The sequence below is a fragment of the Alteromonas sp. ABM1_013 genome, from assembly GCF_056160505.1.
Genome location: NZ_JBSWXH010000001.1, coordinates 526,189 through 552,917, shown reverse-complemented (window position 1 = coordinate 552,917; position 26,729 = coordinate 526,189). Strand labels below are relative to the sequence as shown.

Here is a 26,729-nt window from a genome sequence, read left to right as displayed (position 1 = left end):
GTGGATTACATTTCGCCTATTTGGCCTAGTTTCTAGACGCTTTTGCTGACGACTATTTAAGTAAGTTCAAAGGCAATACTTTTCCTGTTACAGGGTTAAACTCGAACGTTACTGTACCCGTGGTCGCATTACCGTTTTCATCAACGTTTGCGTCGCTGATATCACTTACAAACTGGTCAATAACAACTCGGTATGAAGTCGGGCCATTAGCCCAACCATTTACGCGAACACGATAAGTTTCACCAGGAACAATACCGCCGCCAACTTGCTCGTTAGAGCCCAAGTTACCTGAGCTCGCCATAATATTGCCTTCAGCGTCTAGCAATTCAAAGTCAAGGTCTGGGACTGCTACTACTTCAACATCAGCGCTCAGTGTTGCAACTACACTTGATGCACTAGGCAGCGCGGTAAATGGGATATCAACATAGTCTACGCCATCAACCAATGCTTCATCTGCAGCACCGACTAGAATAACGCCTGTGTGCTCTTCAATATTATGGTAGACCACTGACTGTTCTTTTGGCTCAGACGTATCTAGCGTAGGCGTTTCGCCCCTTCCCGTTGATGAAGCCCCAGCTTCGTAACCGCTGATCCGTGCTTGAAACGTAAAGAGTTTTCCGTTTGGGTTATCAAACTTTACGTAACGCAGCGCAGATGTTCTATCTACATCCAGCGATTGGTCGAAACGGAACCTTGCTATGTCGCCGTTTTTACCAGTGCCACCATTATCTGCATTCAACACGGTAATACTGCTATTGCTAATGTAGGTAATATCGAAATCAACTGGGCCGTAAATTCTCTCATCGCCATTGTTTATCAAAGCAATATCGAAGGCAAAAATGCCGTTATTATAGTTAACATTACCCACCTTGTAGTCAACTTGGTCACTCACATCAACCGTGTTTAAACCGGTTGAAGCTATCCCTGACATATTAGAAAAGCCAACCTGCTGATTTGGGTTAAGGCTAATTGCGCGTACTACGTATTCATAGTCAAACGAATCTATGCCTTGACCAGCTCCACGTCCTAAACCTTGCCCTTTGTCGATGTAGTAATTGTCGCCCACTATAAATTCAACATGGGTAAAACCAGAAAATGTGAGGTCGCCGTCAAAATACTCTCGGGTTGGTACACCGGTAAACAAACGCGCATTCGACCCTTTTCTGCGTTTCAGTACTTGATAAGCAAAAGCATCAGGTACGGTTTCCCACGTAATTTCAATCGCATCATCTGAAATAATATGCGCATCAATAGCGCCTGGTGTCGATGGCTTAGCTTGGGTAGCCGTAAACTCGCTCACTGCGGTTGATATAGTCTGTCGACCGCCTATTGGAGCCTTCGCGTTTGCTCCTAGCTCTCTGGCAGCAAAGACACGCTCAATGAGCGCATGGTGGCGACCCGGTGAAGTTAAATCTAGAGAATCGGTCGGATACAGGGCGGCATCTGCTATAAGCACTGCGTCCCTTGCGCGTACAAAGGTGTCTGGCGCAGACACACCTAACACATACATTGAGCCCAAGAAGATACGTTCCCAGGTTTCTTTGCCCAAGCTAGTTTTTTGGGTAGGATCACCTGTAACCGGATCTGGGCGAACGAATTCTTGGCTAGGCTGCACTGCCACCATAAGTTCGCGTAGATCCCACATAGCTCCCGCGTAAATTTCCCCATCGCGATGCACTTCAAACGCGTTATCTCTTGTACCTAACTGCGAATAACGAATTTGGCTCTGTGCAGAACGAATAAACTCAAATGAGTCGGGATTAACACCCTGCTCTCTTAAGAATTTCCGTAGATCGCACGAGTTAACGGGATAAGTACCTAAATCCGGCGTTTCCCCTACTGTATACGCCCAAAGATCGGCTTGCCCTTCGTTAAGCGCGCCGCCTTCTGGCTCGCCTTCAAAGCCTGCGATAGGCGTTATAGTCGCATGGGTCCCCTCATGAATGGGAACAGAAAAGTCCATTGCTAAATTATTAAATAAGTAGCCATGACCATAAGCTGTTGGATTAACCACTACCTCTTCACCCGCAATTTCCTGTGATAAAGGCACTGCAAATGCGTTGTCTAACCCCAAAAGCTTCGCCATAAATTCAGGGTCTGCTGGATTATCTGGTGGATCCAGCACATTAGGTATGTGTACCACACCGGTTAACGGTACCGCTTCATTAGGATAGCTATTTGGAAATGAGCCATCGCCCACGCCACGGCTATGTACATCATCGCCGTCTTTGTGAAGGTAATCTAAATACTCAAGCAATGTGGTGATATAAATAAACTGGCTTATGCCATCAATGTGGTGTGCCGTTGAAGGTGTTACATGATCATTTTCAACAGGTCTTGCCTCAATGGCAGCATCTTCACTGAAGTGATATGTTCCCGTTGCCGCTTGTGGAAACGGCCCTTTTGTCAGCATCGCGCTTTCAATAAGTGCGTGCTTACCGGTAAGTAAACCTTCAACGCCCGTTACTAAGTTTGATTCATCAAACTTCCGTAAGTTGATGCGTTCCATTCCTTTTGGTTTCCCCGTGTAGCCACCTGCATCATCCTCTATCAAACATTCGCTTTGCATCGATGGCGTAATCGGCGGGAAGGTTGGAAAATAATCCGCAGTCTGCTGAACTAAGCCAATTTGCTCCGTTTGCGTAGCTTCGTTTTCACCTGTAGGAAGAATGGTTTTAACTCTGTCATTGCGCGCCAGAACCTCTCCAGACTGCGCATCGATAACATATTCAAAGACACCAAACGGGTTCGTAGAGTAATAGAAAAACTTCCATGCCAGTTTAAGTTTATTGTTATCTTGTACAACTACTTTCTGTGGAACTGGCTTGGCGAATACGCCGAGGCTTTTCTCTATTTGAGAAAAAGCAGGATCCAATACATCAAGAGCTTCTACCGGAAGTGTTCGCTTGTAAGACGCTAAATCGGCGGTTGCCACGCTGATCGCGCTATTAGCAGAAAGTACCTGTGTATTTGCAATAGGCGTATTTATAGCTGTATCGGCGAACAGCGCTCTCACCACCTGAGACTCGTCAACTAAGAGCCCAACGCCTCTGTCTTTGATTTTTACACCATCTATAACTTGGTCAAATCTTACTAAATGACCACCCAATGCTGCTTTACTGCGGTGAGGGTTAAAAACGAAATCTTCATCACTAAGACCGCTTAGAAGAGCTGAATGACGACTTATAAAGTCATACCCCATTTGTTCAGGCGAGGCACCCGAAACGTCAATGGCAATACCAAAAACACTGTCTAGATGGCCATTAGCCGTTCTTAACGTAGATGATGGGAACGAGGTTTGCAGTTGGTCTAACGCCATTTGAAACAAATTATTTGCCGGCGGGTTAACAACATTATCAGTGAGATTTATTTCAGCAATACGGTGCGATGAGGTATCTAAAGGAGCGTGTACCGCAGAGGCGCTTGCTACAAAAGGTAAAGCAGCTGCTATCGCAGCATAAATAAGGGTTCTTTTTTTCATTATTCAATCCTTAAAAATTGGAGCTACCATGCGCTCAGCGTTAATACTGAGCTTTCACTTGATAGCGTTAACCAAATTAGGATCGAGCAAAAAGAGAGCATTCACCATAGGGGTTAACCACTAGAGCGAACTGCACCAACCAGATAAAGAGAATTAAGCTCACTCTTCGTTTAAATGCATTATTTATTAATAGGTTATAATTAGGAAAGAGACTGTAATTTGCTTTTATATTCTTGTTCAAGCCATTGATAAGCTTTTTCACTATCCGTAAAAAACAAGTAATCCATTGATGAAAGCTCAGGAATGCGTTGATACATGATCCCGCGGATCACAGGCCCTTTGTATACATAGGCTTTTGCAATGAGGCCCATTTCGGGGAGACGATTGATAATGTGTTTAACCATATCAAACGCTTCAGGCGTAGCGCCTTCTACTTGGCTAATGTCGGCAAGTAAGGCAAAAGGCTTGCCCTTCAACCTCATAACTAATTCGAAAAGCTCTTCTCGATAGCTTTCGGCGCTACTTTCATTAAAAATGCCATAGAGCTTAGTTGTAATAATCCCATTTGCGTGGGATACCGAAGCGTTACTTAAATTCTTTAACATATCCAACGTTAGTCTTCTTAATCCTACTAAAGTATAGCTAAAAAAATAACGTTAGCATTGAATTCGCAAAGTTCTCACTAAGATTCACTGAAAGTTGCTACTCTCTTAGTGCTAGCAACCTTTCGTTATCTGGGAAGCGTGCAAGTGCTTGTTTAAGCACCTCGTTTGCTGACTCAAGCCTATTGCCTTTACGCAATGCAATAACATAGTTGTGCACAAACGCTTGTTGATGTTGGCCTACGTCATAACCTTTTTCAAACCAGGTTATCGCCAGTTTGTTGTTGCCTTCCATATCAGGCTGTTCGAGAAAATAATTGGCAATTAGAAAGTAGCTTAACCAATAAGAAGGCCAGGTATGAGATGCAGTTTTTAAAAACGCTAGCGACTGCGCTTTGTCTCCCACTTTAAGCATATCGTAGGCTGCACTTACATAAGTAAAAGGCGTCATTTCAGACGACGTTACATTAGGAGGGACCGGAGCTAAATACCAGTAATTTCCCCTTCCCCACGTTCTTTCAAAAAGCTCAAGCGACATTTCGTGATTAGGCGTAAGGCCAGTATGTAAGGTAACCGTACCCTTATCACTATCAAATCCGATTACAACAGCGTAGTGCCATTGGGGCATTAATTGAATGGATAAATTTTGAAAAACAATCACTGGGATATCGTCATTAACTAACGACATAATAGACGATAATGTTCCTCGCTCAGTATATGGCAAGAAACCAAATTGTCGGGTAGCGCTGATCATTTCGAGCTGCAGACTTCCTTCTTTGTTCGGAATGAACAACTTAGGCGCAATGTCCTCTGGAGAGGTACTTTCACCATAGTAACCAAACACTTCAGACAGTGTAGTTGGCCCGCAATAAAACTGTTCTTGGGGAAAAAATGGTACAGATTGAATAGTGTGTGATTCCGGCAAAGAGGCCAGACCCTCTTGCCTTAACTTGTCAGCTTGAGGAGTGGACTGACAGCCTGAAAGCAAAAATAGAAGCACAAGGCCTGCCAACACGCAGGCCTTGTTAACTGAATTGACCATCCAATTAGCTGTTTACTGGGCGAATAAATGGGTAAACGTCGGTTACACCAATGAGGTCCAAAATTGCGACAATAGCAAGTACAGTAAGCACTGCGCCTACAACACCACCCGCTGGCGCTTGATTGATTTCATCATTTAGTTGCGCAATCTCGCTGTCGGTCATGCCGTTGATTCTAGCAATAGCTTGGTTGCTATCTACACCTAAGCTTACTAGTTTACTCTGCACATCTGAACGGTTAACCATGTCAATAAGCTGCTGCTTATTGTAGTGAGCGGCTTGAGTTTGCATCACAGAGTCTGAGCTAATTGCCTCTGCATTCACATTTGAGGTGCCTAGCAAAAAAACTGAACTTGCAGCGATAGCTAAATATTTAACGTTTCTCATTTCTACTCCATTATTTTTAGCATTAACTATATGTAATACGTTTTTATGAAATATAAGTTCACGCATTAGCGACAGGCAAAACCACGCCTTAATTCACCTAGTGAGATCGCCTTTTTCCCAGCCTTTGATTTTTCTGTAAAGCGTGGAAGCACTTACGCCTAAATGAACAGCGGCTACCGGTATATTTCCATCACATATATCTATGGCACTTTCTATAGCACGCTTTTCCACAATCCATAAAGGTTCTATTCCATCCGATGATGATGCGGAGTCCTGGGTCACACTTTGCGGGCTAACAGCTTTCGGCTCTTGAGGTATTGAAATTCGTGTGGGCTCTTTTTCTATTGAAACGCGATGTAAATCGCCTATTTCTGGAATATCTATCCAGCCACCATCGTTCATCACAACGCATTTTTCTACAACATTCTGTAACTCTCTAACGTTGCCCGGCCATTCGTAACTATTAAACTGCGCGATGACTTCATCAGTAAAACCTAAAAACTCTTTCCCTTCTTCAGCAGCTCTTAAATTTAAAAAGTAGTTCGCAAGGTCAAGAATATCACTTTTTCGCTCTCTAAGTGGTGGAATGGTCACAGGGATAACGCTTAGCCTATAGAATAAATCCTCCCTGAAGCGCCCCTCGCTTACTTCCGTTTCCGGCTGGCGGTTGGTGGCACAAACGATGCGGACATCGCTCTTTCTAAGCTCTGAGCTGCCCACCCGGTTATATGTACCGGTTTGTATAAATCTCAATAGCTTAGCCTGCAGCGGTAGAGCCATTTCACATAGCTCATCTAGAAAAAGGGTGCCTCCATTTGCAGCCTCTACCGCCCCTTCTCTATTGGTTAGAGCGCCGCTGAACGCCCCTTTAACATGCCCAAAAAATTCAGACTCAAATAGATCGGCAGGAATGGCCGCGCAATTAACCGCAATTAATGGACCTAGCGCGCGACTGCTTGATTTATGCAAAAACTCTGCACACACCTCTTTACCTGTACCGCTCTCGCCCGTAACAAGAACACTGGCCTTTGAGCGCGCCGCACTAGTGAGTGTTTGCTTAACCCTCATCATCTTTTCACAGGAGCCGATAAACCCAGCATTGCCCTCAAGCTTTGCAGCTTCACGCTTTTTTATTGAACCATCAACATTAACTTCGGCTTGAGCATTGTTTATTGCTTGTAACAATGACGCGTTATCGAAGGGTTTCTCTAAAAAGTCGAAAGCCCCCTCGCGTATGGCGCTCACGGCAACTTCAATTGAACTGTTTGATGTAACAGCAATAACCTGCGTGAGTGGGCTTTTTTTCTGTGCAAATTTTAGTACTTCTATACCAGAGATATCAGGAAGGCAAACGTCTTGGATAATAATATCCGGTGGACTGGTTTTAATAGCGGCCATAGCTGAATAACCGTCACTGAATAAAGAAACATCGAAACCTGCTTTTTCGATCACCGCTTTGTATAGGTTTCCTGCGGCAACACTGTCTTCGACAACATAAACTTTACTGTGGTTCATTCAACTTCCTGATAAGTGGGGAGAGCCGCTACCGTATCTAAGATAATCCTGCGTAGCGCTACAACATCAGTAGGCTCTATAACATCGTACTGATACAACTCTTCAGCGACTTTGCTCAATGTGGTAACGCCGTATAATTTTGATGTGTTTTTGAGTATATGGAGAAGGTCTCTCACTTCTTTAGGGCTTGTTTGAAAGGGGTACTTTGCAAGCTGGTTTTGTTGAGCTTCAAGCTCTTTTCGAAATAAATTAAGTAAATGCGCTAATACATCCACACCAACATCGTTTTTGAGAAGCTCTAATACATCTCGATTAAACATGTACTTCCCCTTAAACTACTTCAATTACAAGTATGGAAGTACATTAGCAATTTGCAAATCGCCCTGCGTCATCATTTAGTATAAAAGCCCATTTGACGCTTATTGCAGATAACACATTTCAAGTTTTTCTTGAAGCTTCTCTTTGTTCACTGGTTTAGAAACATAGTCATCGAACCCCAACTTCTCATACTGCTGATCAGTATCTTCATTAGCGGTATAGGCGATAATTCGCGTGTGCGTGTTGTTATTACTTCTTCGGATTTTTCTCATCACTTGAACACCAGATATATCGGGTAGATTGATGTCCATAAGTATGATGTCGTATTCCTGTTGAGACGCTTTCACTAGCGCCTCTACAGCTGTGCCCGCACAGTCGATTTCATAACCACTGTTTTCCAACATACTCTTTGTGAGAACTTCGTTGATAGGGTCATCATCAACTAATAGAACATTTAGCCCTTTAACCTTGTCGCCAGATTCAGCTTGAGCTATGCGTTTTGAAGCCTGACTCGCTTGGCTAATATATGGCTTGCTGACAGGTAAAGACAAAACTACGCGTACAAAACCTTTCTTTTCTCTGATAAGAACGTTCGAAGCGCTCAACGCTTTTAAAAGAGAGTCAAAGTAACGAAGTTCAACACTTTTATCGTAGTTCGCCTTTTCCCTCATCCCTTTTTCAGACATGGTTTTTAGCTCGAAACTGAAGTCACTTTGTTGTAGTGCGCCATGAATTTTATAAATGAGTTCCAGAGCAACATTGTTGTCTTTTCTTTTAAGCCTAGCCTCTGTCACTACTCTCCCGTGTTCAATAGTTTCGATAAGGTTCGTCAACATATACAGGTGAAGCTGAGATAGTAACTTCTCATCAGAATTAACGAGCAAATTACTATTGGTTTCCACACCAAGCTCAACCCTCTTGCTTTGCGCTTTTGTAGAAAGAATATCTACGCCTCGGTCTATTACGCTGTTAACATCAAAATCAGACAGTTTGAGCTTCACTTTGCTGGTTTTCTCTTTTTCTAAACTGGCAAGCTGCTCAGCAACACAACGTATTTGACTATCGACTTCGTTAAGCTGGTTCAAACATACTGACGCATTGGTTTTAGGGTTTTGTAATTGCTCAACTAGTTCGTGTAATAGTAATAAAGGCGCTTTTATTTGCTCGTTGAATTGTGCAACAAAACGTCCTTTAACCACAGCCTCATGCTTAGCAATATCTGACATTTTTGCCAGCTCTTCCTCTCTGCGATGAATATCTGTAATGTCATGGAAATAGCAGACAAACGCCCCTTGTCCCATCCCTCTTTGCAATACTGTGATCCATCGTCCGTCATTCAGGCCGATATCGATAACTTTATCTAAGTCCCCAATGTTACTGTCGCTCTCTTCAAAGTGCGTTATGATTTTATTGCGCTTTGCTTCGTCGAACATTGCATCGTAGGTTCGGTTATTAATTGGCGCACCATCGTCGTAACGAAATACGTCATTGAACGCTCTGTTGCATACTAATAACGTGCCAGAGCTATTGAAAACAGCAAAAGCGTCGGGAAGCGTGTCTAGTGCTTCGTTGTATAAGGCTTCTCTACTTAATATAGTTTGGTGTGCTTGTCTTATACCTCTGTGTAGGCGACGCGGCAGACGAAGAAAGTAATAAACAAAGACAAACACGCTTACTAATATAAACACATTTTTAACTAGTACCGACTGAGGGATCTCTTTTCCTACAGGGGTTACATAAGGTGTCACTATTACTTTCCAGGAAGAAGGAAATACGTCACTAGAAGCGCTCGCCCCATGTTGGAAGGTTCGCCTTGCAGTAGGGCCTGACTGAGAAAGAAACAAGTTAGGTGTATCTAAATAGACCTGATAATTCGGCGTATTAAGTTGTGAAGCTATTGATGAAACGAGCTGTGTTAGATTGAGTGCTTTCACAATGAAATAGGTTCGGTTGTCTTGAGATTGAAGCTTAGTAAGCAGAAAAGCCGTGTCTGCAACCATTCTAATATTCACACCATCCCTGTTGCCAAAGGAGCTTTGGCGCAGCCAATTCCCAAGTCCGTAAGCCTGCATATCAAATGAGGGCTTAGACCAGATAGCCAATTGTTCATAAGTTGAGCTAAATACACTGTACCCTTTTAGGTAACGCGTTCTTGTATATTGAAGAGACATTAGCCGAGTAAGCCCAATATCGCTAATACCCTCTTGGCTTGCTAAATAGCCCTGAATGAGCAAACTGCTTGACGCTAAGCGTTCTCCTTCTCTATCAAGACGCTCTAGCGATTCAATAAGCGCACTCGCCAAGCTAGATGACTGTCGTTCCAGTTGAGCTTTATGACGAGCCTTATCCAAGTTAAATACTATAGTTGTGACTGCCCAGCTAATAAAAATAGCGCATAAAGCGGCAACTATTTTATGACTGAATATTTGCGTTAACTGAGAGAGTCCAAGGCTAACCTGACTACTGCTTTTACTGCTTTCCTTTGGACTTGTGCCATCATTTGTTGGCGTAAACTTTACTTGGTGTGAAACCATAGAAGCGAATCCCATAAGTTGATTCGCTTGACCCCGTGAAAATGAGCGCACTTTCACATCGGCGATAGAAAGAATTCCTACGGGTTCATTAAATTTGCCAAATACTGGGTACTGAGCGTAAAACTTAAGCGATGCATGTGCACTATTCTTTCGTCCCTGTAGCTCATCTACGTCCTCTATAACATGAAGGTTGTTATCCTGAAACTTCTCTCTCAGTTGCGCTAGTTCATCGTCAATATCATGTGACATATCAACAAGTGAAATGCGTTTAGATAAATTTCGCTCAGCACAATAAAAGTCTACAACTGCAACGCCAAAATACTGTTGCACTAGCCGCAGGGCAGCTTCTAAATCATTTGAGCGTGTTTGGGTGTGACGGATAGCATTCTCTACATGACTCTGTTGTATAGGTATCATGGCTGTACTCCTTCACCATCAGGTGAGACAGATTGCCAACTATCGCTACTGCTTGATACAGCGCGTTGCGGCAACGTAATTCTAAAAGGTGGAGTTAAATTTGATAACGCAGGCACTGTAGTTCCCTGCGTGTTGACTTGTTCTGCACTGACTAAATTTAAAGGGGTTTTGCAGTTAGTTACACCTTCTTCAATACCCAGTAGAGAGAGTGTGTCCCGAATAAGTTGATTAGAAAGTAAATCGATACCAATCAAATCGAATATTGTTTCTAAAATGGTAAAGACCAGCGTTTGAACAATATCCTCATCTTCTTCTAAAACCGTGCCTTCAGGGCAACATACTGTTCCTAGCGTGACATCTATCGGTCCAATAACTCCTGTTAACGCTAATGCATCTAAAGATGTTGAAAGGAGCAATTCAACTTCTGGCAAATATTTATCTAGAATATCGCCTTGTGACTCGAATCCAGCTGGACAAGTATCGCAGGCAACGCTTAGTTCAACATCGCTTGTACCCAATAGCACAGAGCCCAATGCCGTTGCTCCCACTAAGCAACTACTATCAGCTTGTTCTAATGCCTGAGAAAAGGGCTCGCAAGGGATCCCGGTTACCACTTTTTGAGACACATATCGCGACTGAATATCCTCATCAAGTGCAGGACATGCCAGTGCTGTACTTCTTAGCAATTTCCCTGTCACGCCACTACCATCAAAACCTATAGCGTAATTAGGCCCTCCCTGTAGCGCATTTAAATAACTTACATTACCTGTATACGGCAGCTGGCCAATGCCTCCCGCGTCGGTAAACTCATCGCTTAATCCTTTGATACACGGGTCACCACTACAGTTAGGAGAGTTGTAATATACCGCTTCTCGACTTGTAAATCGGTCGTCGCGAATACCTATTAGTGTGCGGTATGCCTGCTCGGCTTCTCGATCAAAATAAAAGATAAGGGGCGCTTGATGCTCATCAAAACCAACGGCCAAACCTAGCGGCGTATTAACGCTATCTACCACGGTGACTTGGGTATCCACTTTAGCCATATGTCTTTTAAAAAGTGCATCGCGCACCATAACAATGCCGCCAAAAGTACCGATGACAAGAATTGTTATAATCAAAATTAGTTCAATGGTAAGGACAAACCCCTGCTGATATCGCTTCATATTCGCTCCTTAAAGGTTTGACACTAGTAGCTTAAGCACAGTTAGCACTTGCAATGCTGCGGGAAAAAAAACAAGCACAAGAAACATAGGAAAGCTAATCAGGATGATGGGAAATGTGGTGTGCAGAGCTTTTTTATTCACTTTTTTAGCCAAGATAGCAGCCCGTTGCAGCTTAAAAGTTTGAAGCTGCGCTTCTACTGCTTGCGTTAGCGAAGTACCAAGCTCAACACCTATCGACATTAAGCTTGCAAGACGCTTTATTCCCTTAACGCCGGTTCTTAAATATAGCGCTTTAAACGCATCTTCTCGCGGTAGCCCCGCTTCGAGTTCGTAAACGAATAACCTTAGCTCCATAGAAAGGGGGTGTTTCTTACTTAGGCCGTGATTAACCGCCAAAATGAACGCTCTTTCAAAGTTAAATCCTGCGCGCATATATACTAGTAACACTCGCAAAAAGAATTCTAGGCTATTGTCTATTGCTGCTTGCCTGTTGCTGCGTTTGATATAAAACCAGAGGTCTGGAAGAAAGAAAGCGGCAGAACAACTTATTAGTACCCAGGTGTTGTTTAAGTCATAAGGAACCAATTGTAAGGCGATGAACATCGTGAATGTGGACGCACCTTTTAGGCAAAAAACAGCAATAATGTCACTGTTAATAAAAACCCCTGCTTGCCGTAGATGCTTATTGGAAATCAACATCATGGGAAGCCACGACGTTTTCTTTAACGGTGATTTACGTTCGAAAAGCTTATTCTCACCACTTTTTTCTACGCGAATAAGCAGTGCTGTCGTTACCACTACACCTAAGAGTAAGAAGATATCTATCATGCTGTTACCCTCACTGATAAGCGAAGCCACAGAAGTCCAAATAATTGGCATAGAATAGCGGCGGTTAAAAACGCACTACCGCTTTCGTGATTCAGTAAAGGTTCAAACCATGTTGGATCTTTGTATTGGAAAAGTGGTATCAGAGCGTAGGGCAAAATTCCGCTGAAAAGCGCTGCGTATTTTGTTCCTGACAGCTTAGCCTTTAGTTGTTGTCTGTCTAGTTCGCGCGATGACATCATGGCGCACACACCTTTGAGCATATCGTTTAGATCGCAGTGGCTTTCGCTGTAGGTAATAATACTGTGGCTAAAAAGCCGAACGGTTTCGCAGTTATAGCGTTCAACTAAGGGCGTTAAACACGCTTCAACATCAGATGAAAGACTTAACCGGTTTATTAGTGCGCCACTTTCTCTTTTAATGGCGCCTTCACTGTGCTCGTGGGCAAACTTGATAGCGCCCTGCAAAGACATCCCAGTGCTGAGACAGGCTTGTGTCGATTCGATAAACGCTAAAAATTCCTGTTCAAACTTAACAAGTAACAAGCGAGCTATATCTACTGTAAAAATAAATAAGCCCAAAAAGCTGACCATTGCGATGATTAATGCGCTGGTAGTAGCCGAGGGATATAGAAAACTAACAATCGCCCAGTTGATTGCACTGATACCAGCGAAAGCTATGATTACTAAAAAGGGATGAATTTTAATGCCCAACACACTTAACGATGTGCTTAAGGTGTCGCGTTCTCGCAGTGAATCCAGCTTTGGCTTTTTGATACTTTGCGCGGGCTGAATGCGAGAGAATATAAAATAAGACCCGCCTGCAGCCAGCAGAGCACCGCCTGTTAATAGCAAGTCAAAACTACCCATAGCATTCACCTTCTATCTCTAAAAAGTGAATAAAATCTTTTAAGCTAAAGCCCTGCTGGGAGATGAAGTCAAAAGTAGGTGACGATTGCGGTTCAAAACTATCCATTGAAGCAACGCCATCGCTTGAGAAGATTGTTTGGTACGAATAACGTTGCCCGATAGAAACTATCTCACCTACGCTTCGTAGCTGGCGCCGTCCATTAACGTCTCGCGTTACATGAACAATCAATTGCACACTACTTCCTATCAATGTATTAACGTGCGCGTCGGTTAGCTGTTGGTTGTTGAGTTGAACCAGTGTTCCCAGTCGGGTTAGTGCATCAACACCGCTGTTCGCGTGCAATGTGGTTATCGAGCCTTGGTGCCCACAACTCATCGCCTGAAGCATATCTACAACTTCTCCACCTCTCACTTCACCCACAATGATGCGATCCGCCCGCATTCTTAGCGCTGCTTTAACCAAGTCACGAAGTGATAAACTACCCTGACCTTCACTGTTCGCCATATGGGTTTCGAGTTGAACGACATGCTCATGATGCAATTGAAGTTCAATATTTTCTTCTATCGTGATAACCCGCTCGTGAGCACTGATACTGTTTGCAAGTACATTTAGCAGTGTCGTTTTGCCTGCGCCGGCATTTCCACAGATAACCATATTTACGCCGGCCGTTACCGCCGTCTTTAAAAAATTCATTACCGCAGCATCTACGTAACCACTTTCAATTAAGTAGCGCTCATCTACCTCTTTGTGGCTAAACTTTCTAATAGAAACAAGTGCAGCTTGAGTGCAAGCAGGGGGAACAACAACGTGAAGACGACTACCATCTGGCAACTTCCCATCGACAATCGGCTTAATAGTGCTAGCTTGACGACCGCAATTTTCTAGTAATCTATCCACAAAGCGTCTGAGGTGGACAGGATCATCAAAACGAGAAGAAGAACGTACTAAACTCCCCTTCTTCTCAACCCAAATCTCGTCAAAGTCATTAATAAGAATATCGGATACGTCGTTATCAATCATGAGCTCAGCGATGGGTCCTAGCCCCTGAACTTCATCACATACCGACTGAATAAGGTGTGTTTTTTGATACTCGGAAAGAAGACCACTCTCTATTTCCGGTATATCAGAACATAACGAATCAAGCGTCGAATTAAGGTTCGTCGAAAATAAACGTTCTGGCTCGTTTTCAAACTCGTCCAACACCGCTTGATGTAGAAGCTTTTTGAGCTCAGCCACTGACGTTTCAATTGTAGGTTCATTTAGAAAGTTGCGCCCGAACATATGCGTTACCTCGCAACAAAAACAGACTCTTTTTTAACGCCCTTAACCACTTCTACCGTTCTTGTAGTTTGTAAGCGCGTGAAGTCTTGTAATTTACCTTGCTCTATATCAAAAGCACTATGGACGATAACAGAGACGCGATCGGAGCTGTCTATACCAGCAAGGGAATATACATTTTTTGGCATCACCGCTAATACTAACGAAGTTACAGATTGCGCCCCGCCAGATTGGCTCGACAACGCATCTATTACACCGCTATTTTTAGATTGGCTTCCAGGCTGCTTAGACACACCGATGAGCTGAACATCGCGAGCGACAGTTCGAACACTTCTGCCTGATTTAGCAACGATGTCTAATCGGTCTCCTTTGTGAAGCCTTGAGATAGGAATATCAAGGTTAGGTAGTTTTAAAGTGTATAGTACTCGACCTGCCGGTATTGCCTCTGATAAGGCCTTCGCTTTCACTCTTACAAAGTCTGAACTGAATAACATCTCATCTTTGTACTTAGTGTTCGCCAGCTTTTTACCTATAATCGCACGTGGGTTTTGGACGCTAAGTGCTGCCGTTTTTAGAAGGTCTCCGGAAAGCTCTTGTTGCGAAATATCCTTAATCGTAATGACTTGACCGGCTGGAACGTTTTTATTAAGCACCCAAATATCTTTCGATTCGTCGTCGTTTATTTGGCGTACACCCAGTGCAGAAGCCATTAACCCCGACGTCATCAGTAGCGTAACTCCTACTGTTGTGGCGCCTTTATTCTTTGTCTGTTTCATCACTTACCCTCCCCCGTTCGCTTGTAGGTGTGGCTGCAACTCAAGTAGCAGCCACATCAAAGCAACACTTAGTCGAAAGAACCGTTCGCTGCAGGGCCATCAGCCGCGGTACTTGCTGTAGCGCTTATAGACGCAGCTGTCTCGCTGAAGTCTGAATCAACGAAACTAAAGGCAACCTGGTCACCCGCATTCGTGTCTACTGCATCAACAAAGCCAGAGCCACTGATTTCCGCTGAAGCCTCGCCATTTACAATGCCGTCGAAGGCATAGCTTTGGTCAAGAGAGCCAATGGCTTCAGCCACATCTTCAAGCTCTGCCGTTACCGAATCGCGTAGCGTTGCTAGCCCAATCACGAGTGCAGCAACCATTGAAGTAGATAAGATGATTAGTTCTGAGGTAAGAACAAACCCTTTTTGATTTTTGGCATTTCTAGTAGCTTTTACAGTTTTCATTTTGATCACCTTTTGTGCATCTATAAATTTTGGGGTATTCCCATAAGTTATTTTGCGATTAGCATGCCAAACACAAAAAACCATAAATTTCATAAAGATAAAAGAAACCCGCTTTACAAAAATCATATTACTGCAATACGCTTTGCATTTTGCAAATCAAAAGAAAACCCACATTTCAAAATGCAAAAAAAAAGGCCCGAAGGCCTTTTCACAGCATCACATTAACAATTGGGGAGGTACTCTAGTGATGCTAAACGGGACACCACCAAAGCGCGATTCGGCGGTGACAGAGAGAGAGACTGCTTATAATAATTACACGCTTGATCTAACTGGTTTCCTACTTGGTTAATAAGCCCCAGATGATAATAATAAATACTATCTTCTAACCCGAAACGAAGCGAAGTACTTAAGTAACTCAATGCTTGATTGTAGCTACCTTCAATATAATAAATTGAGGCTTTTTGCAGGTATGGCTTCGGATTGCTGGCATAAAGCGTAATCGCTTGTTCATTCAAACGTTTAGCTAACTTTATATTCCCCTCATTTAGTGCCATATCAGTACGCATTATTAAGGCAACAAGCGGTGGGAGATATTGGTTTACTAATTCATCCAGCACGACCTGAGCTTGAATTTGACGACCTGAATACAAGAAGACTGAAGATGCAATAACTTGTGTGTTGGTGTGGTTGGGATTTGCAAGCAGTAGTTGCTGAAGTTCTGACGCGGCCCCTGCGCAATCAATTTTCTTTTCGCCGTAGCAATTAATCCCGTTTTGTTTGATCTCGTACCTTTCAACAAGCTCATTTAGAGCGGCATCAGGGTTAAGAATTGGAAGAAAATCAACCGATGCACAGCTTGTTATAAAAAGTACTACTAAAAAGGATAAAGTGTTTCGAACAAATATAAGCAGCTTCATTGTGCATTCTCCTCAAAATAGACCAACGCTTCTTTAGAATGAGAAAGCTGCATCCATAGAGACGTATCGTTTACAGACTCTCTGACTAACGTAGGTGTAACCACAATAATAAGCTCTCGATTGTTACTACTGTTGCTGGTCGCTTCGCTAAGCTTTCCGAAAAGACTTTCGCCTTTGGTATTAGGAACAAAATCGTGACTAGAATTACTGTCTGTACTCAATAGCCCTCCCACTACGAGAGGCTGACCATCGCGAAGACGCGCTGATGTTTGCATACTACGAGTATTAAACGCACTGCTGTTGAGGTCGCTACCGCTGCTTTGCGCTATTTGTGCAGTTAGTGTGGTGTCTGGCAACGAAATAACCGGATTAAGATCAAGGGTGATTCTATCTTTATCATCAACCAGCGCCCTAACGCTTAGCTCAACACCAAAAGACTTAAATTCAGTTCCACTAAAAACAGAGCCGGCTGCCCCTTGGTCTGTACCTTGTAATCCTGAGGGACTGTAAGTGGTAGGTACTGGAATTTCACCGCCCACTTTAAATACAGCACTTTCACCTGCCAAAACGGTCAGGGTTGGACGTGATAATGTACGCGATATCCCTTCTTGCTCTAATAGTGAAAAAAGCATATCAATCGCGAACTGAGAAGTACTCAATTGAAGGTTATTAGCAAATTGCCCGCTTACGAGTTGTAATGCATTTTCAATACTCGCTGACCCACTTTGGCGCTCGGTAATTCCTCCTAACCCGAATATCCCTTCTTCCTGGTTATATCCATTGGTCAATATACTGATATCGGGACGCCACTGCTGAAGCTGACGTTGATTTACTTCGTAAAGTTGAACTGATACGCGAATTTGAGGTAAATCCTTTACTTCGATACTCGACAATACTCGGCCACCTGCTAGCGACAACAGTGTCGCTCTACCAATGTTCGACTTAACATTACTTAATTGCAGAGCGCTGGCATCTGCTGCGGTTAACGCGCCAGATTCATTTGCGACCACTTCAATCATTGACTGGTCGCCAGAGCCAAGTGGTTGCTGACCTGCTCCTGGTATAGCTAGTGAAGCTGGCTGCGCGGCGCCTAGCCCCACGGGCACAAAAAGTTTACTAACGGCACTTAACACGCGAACAAGTTCAATTTGGTTTTCTACGTTGCCTGTAAGCATGAATACATCTTGCTCATCGGCATCTATTTCCCCTACGCGTATGCGCTCGACTTCTACGTTATCTGCGCCAAGCTCTGTTAGAAGCTCAGTTATTCTTTCCTCTTTTTTCTTAGGCTTTTGAGTAACTTTAATTAAGTTAATAATAGCGACTTTGTTTGACTGAGCCATTCTAGATGGAAGCCCACCCGTTCCTTGAAGCCTTTGCTGAAGTGTTTGCAGAATGTTTTGGTCAGCTTGAGGGTTAAGCACAGGCTGCGACTGTTGTGAACTACTGGCATACAAGTAATTGCGAGCAGCAGTGTAGGCTGATTGACGGTATGTTGCTGTGGGTACCGTGCCGCGTAACACGATGGCGTGCCTGTCTGGTGCTATCGTGAGTTGTACAGCAGGATGAATGTCTTTAAGCGCGTTCTCTAACACACTGTAATCTTCTGTAACGCTGAGTAAAAACGTTTCAGAACGATTATCCTGATACCAAACCATCATAGATGTTCGACCTAATTTTTTAGCCAAAATCAGGATTTCTCGACCGTCTACAACTTGCACATCAAGGGTCGTTTCATGACCCACCGCAACACGTTTTATGTCTTTGTTAAACACAAAACGAGTATGCGTCCATTTAACAAGGTGGTCGACACTGGACACCTTCTCACCATCTGCCATTTCGATGTAATCTAAATTACTGTTAGCAAGTGTTGAAACACTTAAAACACATAATATAGTCAAAAGAATAAATCTCATATTAACCTCCCCAGGTTGTCGAAAGGAAGGTTGCAAAGAACTGACCAAGCCCGAACAAAACGCTAACCAATTGAAATTATTCAGGTAAATAACTCTATTTCCGAGAAGAGTGGATATTGGGAGATAAATGATTTGCAAAATGCAAAGCATTTAGCGATTTAGAAGACTTGAAACCCAAAGGTTAGCGTTTTCAATATGCTCGCTTTTCATTCTTGCTTGATTGCGTGTGCCCACATATTTATCTAGCACAGCAACTAACGATTCTATCTTTATTGGTTTGGGGAGATAGTCGTTCATTCCAATTTGAAGAAACATCTCTTTATCGCCTTCTAACGCATTGGCAGTAACAGCAACAATTGGCAGTGCGGCATATTTTGCCTGCCCGCGTATAACCCTCGTTGCTTCAATTCCATCCATAATTGGCATATGAATATCCATTAGTACTAACTCAAATACAGCTTGTCGCATATGCTCTAACGCTTCTAGGCCATTCTCGGCGATTGTCACCTTACAGTTATATTTTTCTAGAAACTGGCAAGCAACGAACTGGTTATTTACATTATCTTCAACAAGAAGTATTGCTACTCCATTATAGTCGCGGCTTACTGTGTTTTTTACGTCATGCAGTTTATAGTTAGCGTATGCTTGTAAGCCAAAATCACGCAGTTCTTCTTCAAATTTTTGGTGAGCTTTTCCCAATAAAAAGGGTGTAATTGGTCCTTCTACAAAGTGAACATTTTCCCTTAAATCTTTTTCGAAAGAAGTATCACGTTTGCTATTAATAAAAAGCACTAGGTTATCCTGTGAAAGCTGCTGAGCAAATGCCAGGGCTTGGCTCCCTCCACAGTGAAAAATAAAGTGTGTGTTTTTATAGTCGGTGTTTATATTTAGATCGGAACTATGTTCGAACTCAACAGTGTGACCCGCACGAGTTATAAAATTAAAGAGGGCATCGGCTATAGGTTTAATTTCACAGCATATGACAAAGCTTATTTCAGTTGTCTCTTTTTTAGGCTTTGCTTCGCAAACTTTCTCAAACGGTAAAGACAAGCTAAAGCAACTACCTTCATTAACTTTGGAGCGGACAGTTATGCTCCCTTTCATAGCGGTAACAATTTGATGGCAAATCGCCAGTCCCAACCCACTTCCTCCCACACGTCGCTTAATTGAATTATCACCTTGTACAAAGGGCTTAAAGAGTGTGTTGATATAATTGCTGTCTATACCCAGTCCAGTATCTTCAATTTCTACAATTAAGTTCTCATTGATACTGCACCTCACAAGTACCCATCCCTTGTCGGTAAATTTAATGGCGTTAGTGACTAAGTTTAGAATAATTTGTTTAAACCTATTTTCGTCACCTAAGAAGTAAAGGGGACATGTCGAGGTGATGTCACAAACAAGTGAAAGTTGCTTTTTAAAAGCAAGAGATTCTACTACTGAGAATACATGCTCTATGCTGTCTATCAGAGAAAAGCGCTCGTTACTCAACTCTATGCCTCGCTCTTCACTGCGGGAGTAAAATAAAACATCATCTACGATGTTGAGTAATGATTTTCCGCTTACCTGTATGAGGTGAGAAAATTCCGCTTGGTCAGGTGTTAGCCCTGAATCACTAAGTAGCTCTGATGCTCCAAGTATTGCATTTAGTGGTGTTCTAATTTCATGGCTAATACTCGCCATAAATCGCGTTTTAGTTTGCGCCAATGCCTCAGCGCGCTTTTTTTCCTCCTCTAGCGCCATAGTATTTAAAATACGTTGATTGATGTTATGGAGTTTTATAACGCAGTAATCTTGCTCATATGGGATTGACGCACGAGCTTTGTTTATTTGACTTTGAGTTGACATATCTTCTACTGATAACTCAAACCAACACAGTTCATTTTCTTTGGTCAGCACTTGGATATCTAATTTGTGGGGCTTACCAGCAATTAACGCGGATGCGACATCTGCTTTAAAGGGCTCGGCGATTACACTAAAGATATTGGTTGCGCCGTTATAATTAATGTTACGCACCCATTCCTTGCTGGAAAATAGAATCTCTCCCTTTCGCGTTACGCGCAAGATAACTTCACTAACAATGTCAGAGAAAAAGCGATAGCCACTTTCTATCACACACTGATGAGCCCCTTTCTCAGCACTTTCATGGATATCGCTTTGTACGGCAAGAAAAAAGCCTAAAAAGCCATTACTCTTTACTATCTTGCACTCATAAATATCAGGCGTGGCGCCTTTAGACGATAACTGTAATATAACCTCTTGTGGTGTGTTATCAGGAACTAGTTCACACAATTCTGGAAGGTAAGCACCTTCAACTTTAGCAAAACTGAAAAACGACCGGCCTATTAGCTTTGACGTTGAGAGCCCGACTTTTCGCGCAATGAGTAAACTGCAATCGACAACATCCCCGTTGGCACTACAAATAACCATTTGCTGACCCGACAACGCCAACATATGAAGAAGAATTCTGTCTGTCATTTTAGGCATTAGCATGCTCCTAAGCCCGAGATAATTTCACAAGTAACTATAGTGGGGTAAGTTTTACTAAACGACGCTCTTCAATAAACTCTTGTACCAATCGCTTTAAAACTAATTTTGATACCGGCTTAGATATCATTTTGTCAGCGCCTTTTTTGACGACATGTGCGATTTCTTTTGAATTTGCAATTCCAGATAAGATAACTTTGGCGGCAGCCACATTTGGTCCCGTCTTTTGTACTTTGCTGATAACATCACTGCCGTACAATTCCGGCATTTTTTCGTCCAAAAGTAGGACGTCAAAATGATGAGACATGGCAAGAGATAGCGCCTCTTTTCCATCTTTGGCAGTAAACACGTCCACGCCAAGGCTTTTTAACATCGCTGCGGTCGCACCGAGGCTCGCTGGACTATCATCTGCTACCAGTACAGAAAGTTGTTTGCGCTTCAAGGTCTGCAAAATGAGTTCAATTTCGCAATTTAGAAAAGGAAAGTAAGCTTTTGGGGCTGTGGGGTTTTCTTTTAGCGCTTGAGAAATACTACTGATGGGATAGACCTGTATTGTCGACGCACTGCAATTAGATTCGTTGGACCAGCGCCATTTCCATCGGCTATTTCCCATACGAAAGTCGCTATAACGCTGAACATCATCAATAGTTCTAAGACCTAATTCTATTTGAGACAGCTCTGTCTTAGCAGGGAACGGCACGCGATATACGATTTCTCTGTCAAAACGCGATATAACTTTACCGTTAAACGAAACACGCAAAGAAGAACGGCTTCTACTGATAACTAGCGCTCCTCCCCCTACTTTTTTGCTAAGGTTATTCAACGCGACATCGATTTGAGGCAAAGCATTTAGAAGTCTATTTTCGGCTATCATGCATTCTAAAAAGCCAGTTTGATTATCAATAAAAGAAATGCCATGACTACTGTAACCTCGATGATGAATAAAACATCGAATAATATCGATAAGATTTAACATAATAGGCGCCTCCAGTTTTTAATTGTTATCAATAATGATGCCACTTACAGCAAATCGGCTTAATTCGTTGATATTCCGAGATTTAATATGAGCAACAAAAACTCATTCAGCTTCAACGTCTACCACTTTTATAATTTCGCTTTGCAAAATGCTAAGCATTAACAGAAAGCAACACCAATAAGGCTCGACATCCCACGCCCTTTTCCTTATAGTGCGCGGCCATCGTCATTTGTATGAGTTTTGTACTCACAGACGCTAGACTCTTTCACCACCCTTTGGATACCTGTTTTGATTACCACCGCAAATATCACAATGCAGTTTGGCTCTAAGCCATTATTTGAAAATATTTCCGCAAAATTCGGCAACGGCAACCGATACGGCCTGATAGGCGCTAACGGTTGTGGTAAGTCTACCTTTATGAAAATTTTAAGCGGTAAACTTACGCCAACCTCGGGCAACGTCTCAATGGCACCGGGTACGAAACTAGGTATATTAAGTCAGGACCAATTTGCGTTCGAAGAATACAGTGTGGTTGACACCGTGATCATGGGTGACCGTGAATTATGGGAGGTTAAACAAGAGCGTGACGCCATTTACAGCAAGGCTGAAATGAGTGAAGAAGATGGTATGCGCGTGGCAGACTTAGAAACTCAGTTTGCCGAAATGGATGGCTATACAGCTGAAGCCCGCGCTGGTGAAATACTTACATCTGCCGGTATCGACGAAGACTATCACTTCGGTTTGATGAAGGAAGTGGCCCCAGGTAAAAAAGTACGTGTACTTTTAGCCCAAGCCCTATTTGCCGAGCCTGATATTCTGCTTCTAGACGAACCAACTAACAACTTGGATATTTACACCATCAGTTGGCTTGCAGAAGAACTTAATAAGCGTAAGTCGACCATGCTTATTATTTCGCACGACAGACACTTCCTAAATTCTGTGTGCACACATATGGCCGATATCGATTATGGTGAACTGCGTGTTTACCCAGGTAACTACGATGATTACATTCAGGCAGCCATGCTAGTTCAAGAGCAGCTTCATGCAGAAAATGCTAAAAAGTCAGCCGAAATTGAAGAGTTGCAGAGCTTTGTAGCGCGATTCTCTGCCAACGCATCGAAAGCTAAACAAGCTACTTCGCGCGCACGTCGCCTTGAGAAGATTGAGCTAGCTGAAGTAAAAGCGTCTAGCCGTCGTAAGCCTTATATTGTATTTAAGCAGCATAAAAAACTTCACCGCCTTGCAATTACCCTTGAAGATTTAGGCCATAGCTATCCAGACCTTCCGTTATTCGACAATGCTAACTTATTGTTGGAAGCGGGGCAGCGCCTAGCCATCATCGGTGAAAACGGCGCAGGTAAAACTACGCTTTTAAAATGCCTAGTGAATGACATTGAGCCTACCGCTGGTAGCTATAAGTGGGCAGAAAATGCCGCAATTGGCTACATTCCACAGGACAACGCCAAATACTTTGCTGAAGATATCACTATGTTTGAGTGGATGAGCCAATGGCGCAGTCCGAAACATGACGACCTGCAAATTAAGGGCATGTTAGGCCGTTTATTGTTTACTTCTGATGATTTCAATAAACGTGTTCAGGTATGTTCTGGTGGTGAGAAAAACCGTTTATTGTTCGGAAAGCTTATGCTTGAAGACATCAACGTATTGGTAATGGACGAGCCTACCAACCACATGGACATGGAATCGATTGAAGCGCTGAACAATGCACTCTACAAGTTTGACGGTACGGTTATTTTCGTTAGTCACGATCGCGAGTTTGTTTCATCGCTGGCGACACAAATTATAGAGATAAAAGACAAACAGCTGAATCACTTCGATGGCAACTATGAAGAGTTTTTGGCGCATAAAGAAAACGCATAAAAAACGCGTACGCGCCACTAACGTCACCTACACACCTTTAAGGTTTTGATGGTAAACCTAAAAAAACGGGCACTTAATTAAGTGCCCGTTTTTTGTTTTTTTGAAACTTATTGATTGGAAAAATACTTAGCCGCCGTTTCAGCTAAACGTTCAAAATAGCTCATTATTGAATTTTTAATAGGCGCTAGTTCTTTTTCTGTAACTTCATCAAAGTCTTCAGGTGGGACAAATTCTTCAATGCGCACGTTCTTCATGGCGTCATCTTGTAACTCTTTAAACAAAGGTTTCGAAGCAATGTCTACGGGCTTGTCCAAGCTTTCGATAGTTATATCAAAACTTGCGGAGGCGATGTAATAATCGGTTCCCAAAAAGCTCCGAGTAAATAGGCCGAACCCTTCACTTTGATGTTCTGAGCAACCATAAGTACCGCATTCTGTGATGGCTACTGTTGGTGCCTCTTGAACAATAATAATTTTTGTAACACCGTCAGCTAACAGCGATTTTCTAAGTGCATTTTGGTTTTCATTAAAAGACCAATTGCTATCTTGCTTCACCACGAAATCTAGTTGCCATGCTCCTTTAACTTTGGGTGACACATCAACTACTTCAAATCGGCTTGACTGCTCTATTGCTGTTTTAAGTTTAGTAAAAAGCGTAGATGCTACCTGCCAGTCGTATGCATACTCTTTCGTGAAGTTATTAAACTTAGTCGTACCAACATGGGTGTGCGATGGGAATTCATTAGCATTGATGAAAACCCCTATCTTTTGCTTCGGTACTTCTGTCGGCTCTTTAGCTTCACCGGCTTCGGCCTCGCTTTCTTGCTCTGAATCATCAACCTTCTTATCTACCGCATCATTGTTTGTTTGATCACCTGAACTTGATTTATCGACATTAATCTCGGTAGGAACACTTTCACCTGGATCCACACCTCTTTGCGTTACACATCCTGTTGCCAGCATTGATATGGCAACCAGCACACTAAACTTTGTCACAAACTTCATAACACTTCCCTATTTCAAAGCTAATGAGCTTAATACTGAATTTAGACTATTCTGGTTTTGCACTAAACCTCTTCTCAGTTTATTACAAGCAATCTTCTCTATCGATAGAAAGTTACTTTAAGCATTCTCACGCACAGTTTAATTTTCCAAATCGCTTTAAATTTACCTGTAACAAACAACCTTCACACTGCTTCCAGTGATTTCATTTTTCATAAAAGAAAAGCTAACAATAGAGATGATTACCGCTGCGATTTGTAAACGGGGTTAGTTGGCCTACTAACTACCCGCTTTGAAAAAGATATAGCCCTTTTGGGTTACACCTTTGAATAAACACCGTATGTGAAGAGCGGGCAAAGAATTGATCGAACCTGAAGTTTAGGCTGTATTGTGATTAAAAAGGAAATTAATTAATGACTCTATTAAAGTGTTTAGGCTCAGTAAGCCTGTCAACATTACTCGCGTTCTCCTCCACCGTTTCTGCACAGCAGTCAGCAAGACCACAACAGCCTCAAGGCTGGATGTGGGGTTTTGGTGTTGCCGCATCTCAAGACGTTTATACCGACTTTGATAACCGCATTGTGCCTATACCTATTATTGGCTATACAGGTGAAAAGCTTAGGGTGTACGGACCATTCATAGGTTACGAGTTGTTTAGAGAAAAGGGCTTCACTCTTGATGCCCAACTTGTGCCGGTATTTGCAGGTTATGAAGAAGATGACAGCGCCGTGTTTACCGGTATGGAAGATAGAGACTTTAGTTACGCGGCTGGCGTTGGCCTCAACTATAATGCGGGCAGCTGGGTATATTCATTATCAACCAATGCGGATATTCTGGGTAAGTTCGACGGCTACCAAGCGTCAGCTCGAATAGGCAAACAGTTTAGAGTAGATAACTTTGTGATAGAGCCATCGGTCGGCGTTACTTACCAAGATAGCAACTATGTCGATTATTATTACGGTGTGCGCCCCGAGGAAGCTACTGCGTTTCGAAACACATATAACGGCGATAGCGCGCTTAATACAGAAATACGTGTCGCTGTTTCTACCCGCCAGTTTCTAGGCGGAATGACCCGTTTAGAGGTTGGCGCAACTTTCTTTGACGATAGCATTAGTGATAGCCCGCTAACCGACGATGACACCGCATTAAGTGCCATGCTGGTTTACACGCGCTTTTTCTAAGCGATTGCCACCTTTCACTACAGTCGTGTAAAGTTTCATAGCTGAGCTTCCTGTACTAGTTTATAAACGCTATCACGCTTAGCCTTGAAAGCTATGAACACCATTAAAAATGCCCTCACTTTCGAGGGCATTCGCGTTATTTACACGTTAGTATCTACGTCGATTTTTTGAAGGCAAGCGTCTCCCACAGGGGAACGGTAGACAAGCTATGTTTGTAACTTCCTGATGTTTCTTTAGTGCTGTAAGACAAGTAAATCAGCGTTTTCGAGTCTGCATCATAAATCCGTCGAAGCTTCATATTTTTGAAAAACACGCTTTTAGATTTTTTGAATATCACTTCACCGGAATCTGACTTATCAATAGCCTCTAGCATCTCTGCTGTGATTGGGCCGGTTTGTCTGCACGCAATAGAACTGTCTGATGGATCAGACAAATCTAAATTCGCTTCAATACTTGAAATATGACAGGTAACGCCAGTGACAACAGGGTCTTGAAGCGCATCAATTTTAATGTCTTTTGTGGTGAAAAGACCAAGAGACACATCGCCCACTTCGCTGTCGCTACAGCCTGCTAGCGTAAAAAGCGAAGCAGTGAGTAGCCCAAGTACAGAACCTTTGAAAGCGCTGCTTTTTATTGAAAGCCTATTTAAAAAAGCACGGTGTTTTTTGAGCTTCATCCAACGTCCGCTTGTTTTCATACCTTTATCGCCTCT

Annotated in this window: 21 protein-coding genes; 2 read left to right on the top strand and 19 right to left on the bottom strand. The window is 42.9% G+C overall.

All coding sequences use genetic code 11. From position 1 onward, the window contains the following. Nucleotides 1–52 precede the first annotated feature (52 nt). The 17 genes from ACXAGK_RS02350 to ACXAGK_RS02270 all read right to left on the bottom strand — a co-directional run bounded on the left by ACXAGK_RS02350 (nt 53) and on the right by ACXAGK_RS02270 (nt 21,954). Complete coding sequence (locus ACXAGK_RS02350) at nt 53–3,481, bottom strand: M36 family metallopeptidase (RefSeq protein WP_474853853.1); 3,429 nt, start codon at nt 3,479–3,481, stop codon at nt 53–55. 200 nt (nt 3,482–3,681) lie between these two features. After that, nucleotides 3,682–4,086, bottom strand: coding sequence for a hypothetical protein (locus tag ACXAGK_RS02345; RefSeq protein WP_474853851.1), 405 nt, complete (start codon nt 4,084–4,086; stop codon nt 3,682–3,684). A gap of 97 nt (nt 4,087–4,183) precedes the next feature. Next, a complete protein-coding gene (locus tag ACXAGK_RS02340; RefSeq protein WP_474853849.1) occupies nt 4,184–5,125 on the bottom strand; it encodes a PA2778 family cysteine peptidase in 942 nt (313 codons plus the stop codon). A 4-nt stretch (nt 5,126–5,129) separates the two neighbouring features. Beyond that, nucleotides 5,130–5,510 carry a PA2779 family protein gene (locus tag ACXAGK_RS02335; protein ID WP_474853847.1) on the bottom strand — a complete coding sequence of 127 codons (381 nt, stop codon included), beginning with the start codon at nt 5,508–5,510 and terminating at the stop codon, nt 5,130–5,132. Nucleotides 5,511–5,603: 93 nt separating this feature from the next. After that, nucleotides 5,604–7,025, bottom strand: a complete 1,422-nt coding sequence (locus ACXAGK_RS02330; RefSeq protein WP_474853845.1) for a sigma-54-dependent transcriptional regulator — start codon at nt 7,023–7,025, stop codon at nt 5,604–5,606. Next, nucleotides 7,022–7,345, bottom strand: a complete 324-nt coding sequence (locus tag ACXAGK_RS02325) for a hypothetical protein (RefSeq protein WP_474853843.1) — start codon at nt 7,343–7,345, stop codon at nt 7,022–7,024. Before ACXAGK_RS02325 ends, ACXAGK_RS02330 begins: the two co-directional genes overlap by 4 nt. 99 nt (nt 7,346–7,444) lie before the next feature. Beyond that, entirely contained in the window at nt 7,445–10,294 is a 2,850-nt protein-coding gene (locus ACXAGK_RS02320; RefSeq protein WP_474853841.1) for a response regulator, read from the bottom strand. Then, a complete protein-coding gene (locus tag ACXAGK_RS02315; RefSeq protein WP_474853839.1) occupies nt 10,291–11,457 on the bottom strand; it encodes a hypothetical protein in 1,167 nt (388 codons plus the stop codon). The genes ACXAGK_RS02320 and ACXAGK_RS02315 overlap by 4 nt, the downstream gene beginning before the upstream one ends. Before the next feature lie 9 nt (nt 11,458–11,466). Next, a complete protein-coding gene (locus tag ACXAGK_RS02310; protein ID WP_474853837.1) occupies nt 11,467–12,285 on the bottom strand; it encodes a type II secretion system F family protein in 819 nt (272 codons plus the stop codon). Continuing rightward, nucleotides 12,282–13,151 (bottom strand): type II secretion system F family protein, encoded by an 870-nt coding sequence (locus ACXAGK_RS02305; protein ID WP_474853836.1) that lies wholly within the window; start codon nt 13,149–13,151, stop codon nt 12,282–12,284. Before ACXAGK_RS02305 ends, ACXAGK_RS02310 begins: the two co-directional genes overlap by 4 nt. Further along, complete coding sequence (locus ACXAGK_RS02300) at nt 13,144–14,433, bottom strand: CpaF family protein (protein ID WP_474853834.1); 1,290 nt, start codon at nt 14,431–14,433, stop codon at nt 13,144–13,146. Before ACXAGK_RS02300 ends, ACXAGK_RS02305 begins: the two co-directional genes overlap by 8 nt. Before the next feature lie 5 nt (nt 14,434–14,438). Further along, a complete protein-coding gene (locus tag ACXAGK_RS02295; RefSeq protein ID WP_474854470.1) occupies nt 14,439–15,206 on the bottom strand; it encodes an SAF domain-containing protein in 768 nt (255 codons plus the stop codon). Nucleotides 15,207–15,274: 68 nt separating this feature from the next. Next, nucleotides 15,275–15,658, bottom strand: coding sequence for a hypothetical protein (locus ACXAGK_RS02290; RefSeq protein WP_474853832.1), 384 nt, complete (start codon nt 15,656–15,658; stop codon nt 15,275–15,277). Nucleotides 15,659–15,879: 221 nt separating this feature from the next. Then, nucleotides 15,880–16,575, bottom strand: coding sequence for a tetratricopeptide repeat protein (locus tag ACXAGK_RS02285; protein WP_474853830.1), 696 nt, complete (start codon nt 16,573–16,575; stop codon nt 15,880–15,882). Next, nucleotides 16,572–18,491 (bottom strand): pilus assembly protein N-terminal domain-containing protein, encoded by a 1,920-nt coding sequence (locus ACXAGK_RS02280; RefSeq protein ID WP_474853828.1) that lies wholly within the window; start codon nt 18,489–18,491, stop codon nt 16,572–16,574. Before ACXAGK_RS02280 ends, ACXAGK_RS02285 begins: the two co-directional genes overlap by 4 nt. Nucleotides 18,492–18,641: 150 nt before the next feature. Beyond that, entirely contained in the window at nt 18,642–20,978 is a 2,337-nt protein-coding gene (locus tag ACXAGK_RS02275; RefSeq protein ID WP_474853826.1) for an ATP-binding protein, read from the bottom strand. A gap of 37 nt (nt 20,979–21,015) precedes the next feature. Then, the gene (locus tag ACXAGK_RS02270; protein ID WP_474853824.1) at nt 21,016–21,954 is read right to left on the bottom strand and encodes a response regulator; all 939 of its coding nucleotides are present in this window, start codon (nt 21,952–21,954) and stop codon (nt 21,016–21,018) included. Nucleotides 21,955–22,242: 288 nt separating this feature from the next. Between ACXAGK_RS02270 and ACXAGK_RS02265 the strand changes: the two genes are divergently transcribed. Beyond that, on the top strand, nt 22,243–23,835 hold the full coding sequence (locus ACXAGK_RS02265; RefSeq protein ID WP_474853822.1) for an ABC-F family ATPase: 1,593 nt from the start codon (nt 22,243–22,245) through the stop codon (nt 23,833–23,835). Nucleotides 23,836–23,942: 107 nt separating this feature from the next. On the opposite strand, the gene ACXAGK_RS02260 is transcribed toward ACXAGK_RS02265, so the two are convergent. Then, the gene (locus ACXAGK_RS02260; protein ID WP_474853821.1) at nt 23,943–24,839 is read right to left on the bottom strand and encodes a hypothetical protein; all 897 of its coding nucleotides are present in this window, start codon (nt 24,837–24,839) and stop codon (nt 23,943–23,945) included. 410 nt (nt 24,840–25,249) lie between these two features. On the opposite strand from ACXAGK_RS02260, the gene ACXAGK_RS02255 reads away from it, so the two are divergent. Further along, nucleotides 25,250–26,017, top strand: a complete 768-nt coding sequence (locus ACXAGK_RS02255) for a MipA/OmpV family protein (protein WP_474853819.1) — start codon at nt 25,250–25,252, stop codon at nt 26,015–26,017. A 154-nt stretch (nt 26,018–26,171) separates the two neighbouring features. Here ACXAGK_RS02255 and ACXAGK_RS02250 read toward each other — a convergent pair whose 3' ends face one another. After that, nucleotides 26,172–26,693 (bottom strand): CreA family protein, encoded by a 522-nt coding sequence (locus ACXAGK_RS02250; protein WP_474854468.1) that lies wholly within the window; start codon nt 26,691–26,693, stop codon nt 26,172–26,174. Between the last annotated feature and the right edge of the window lie 36 nt (nt 26,694–26,729).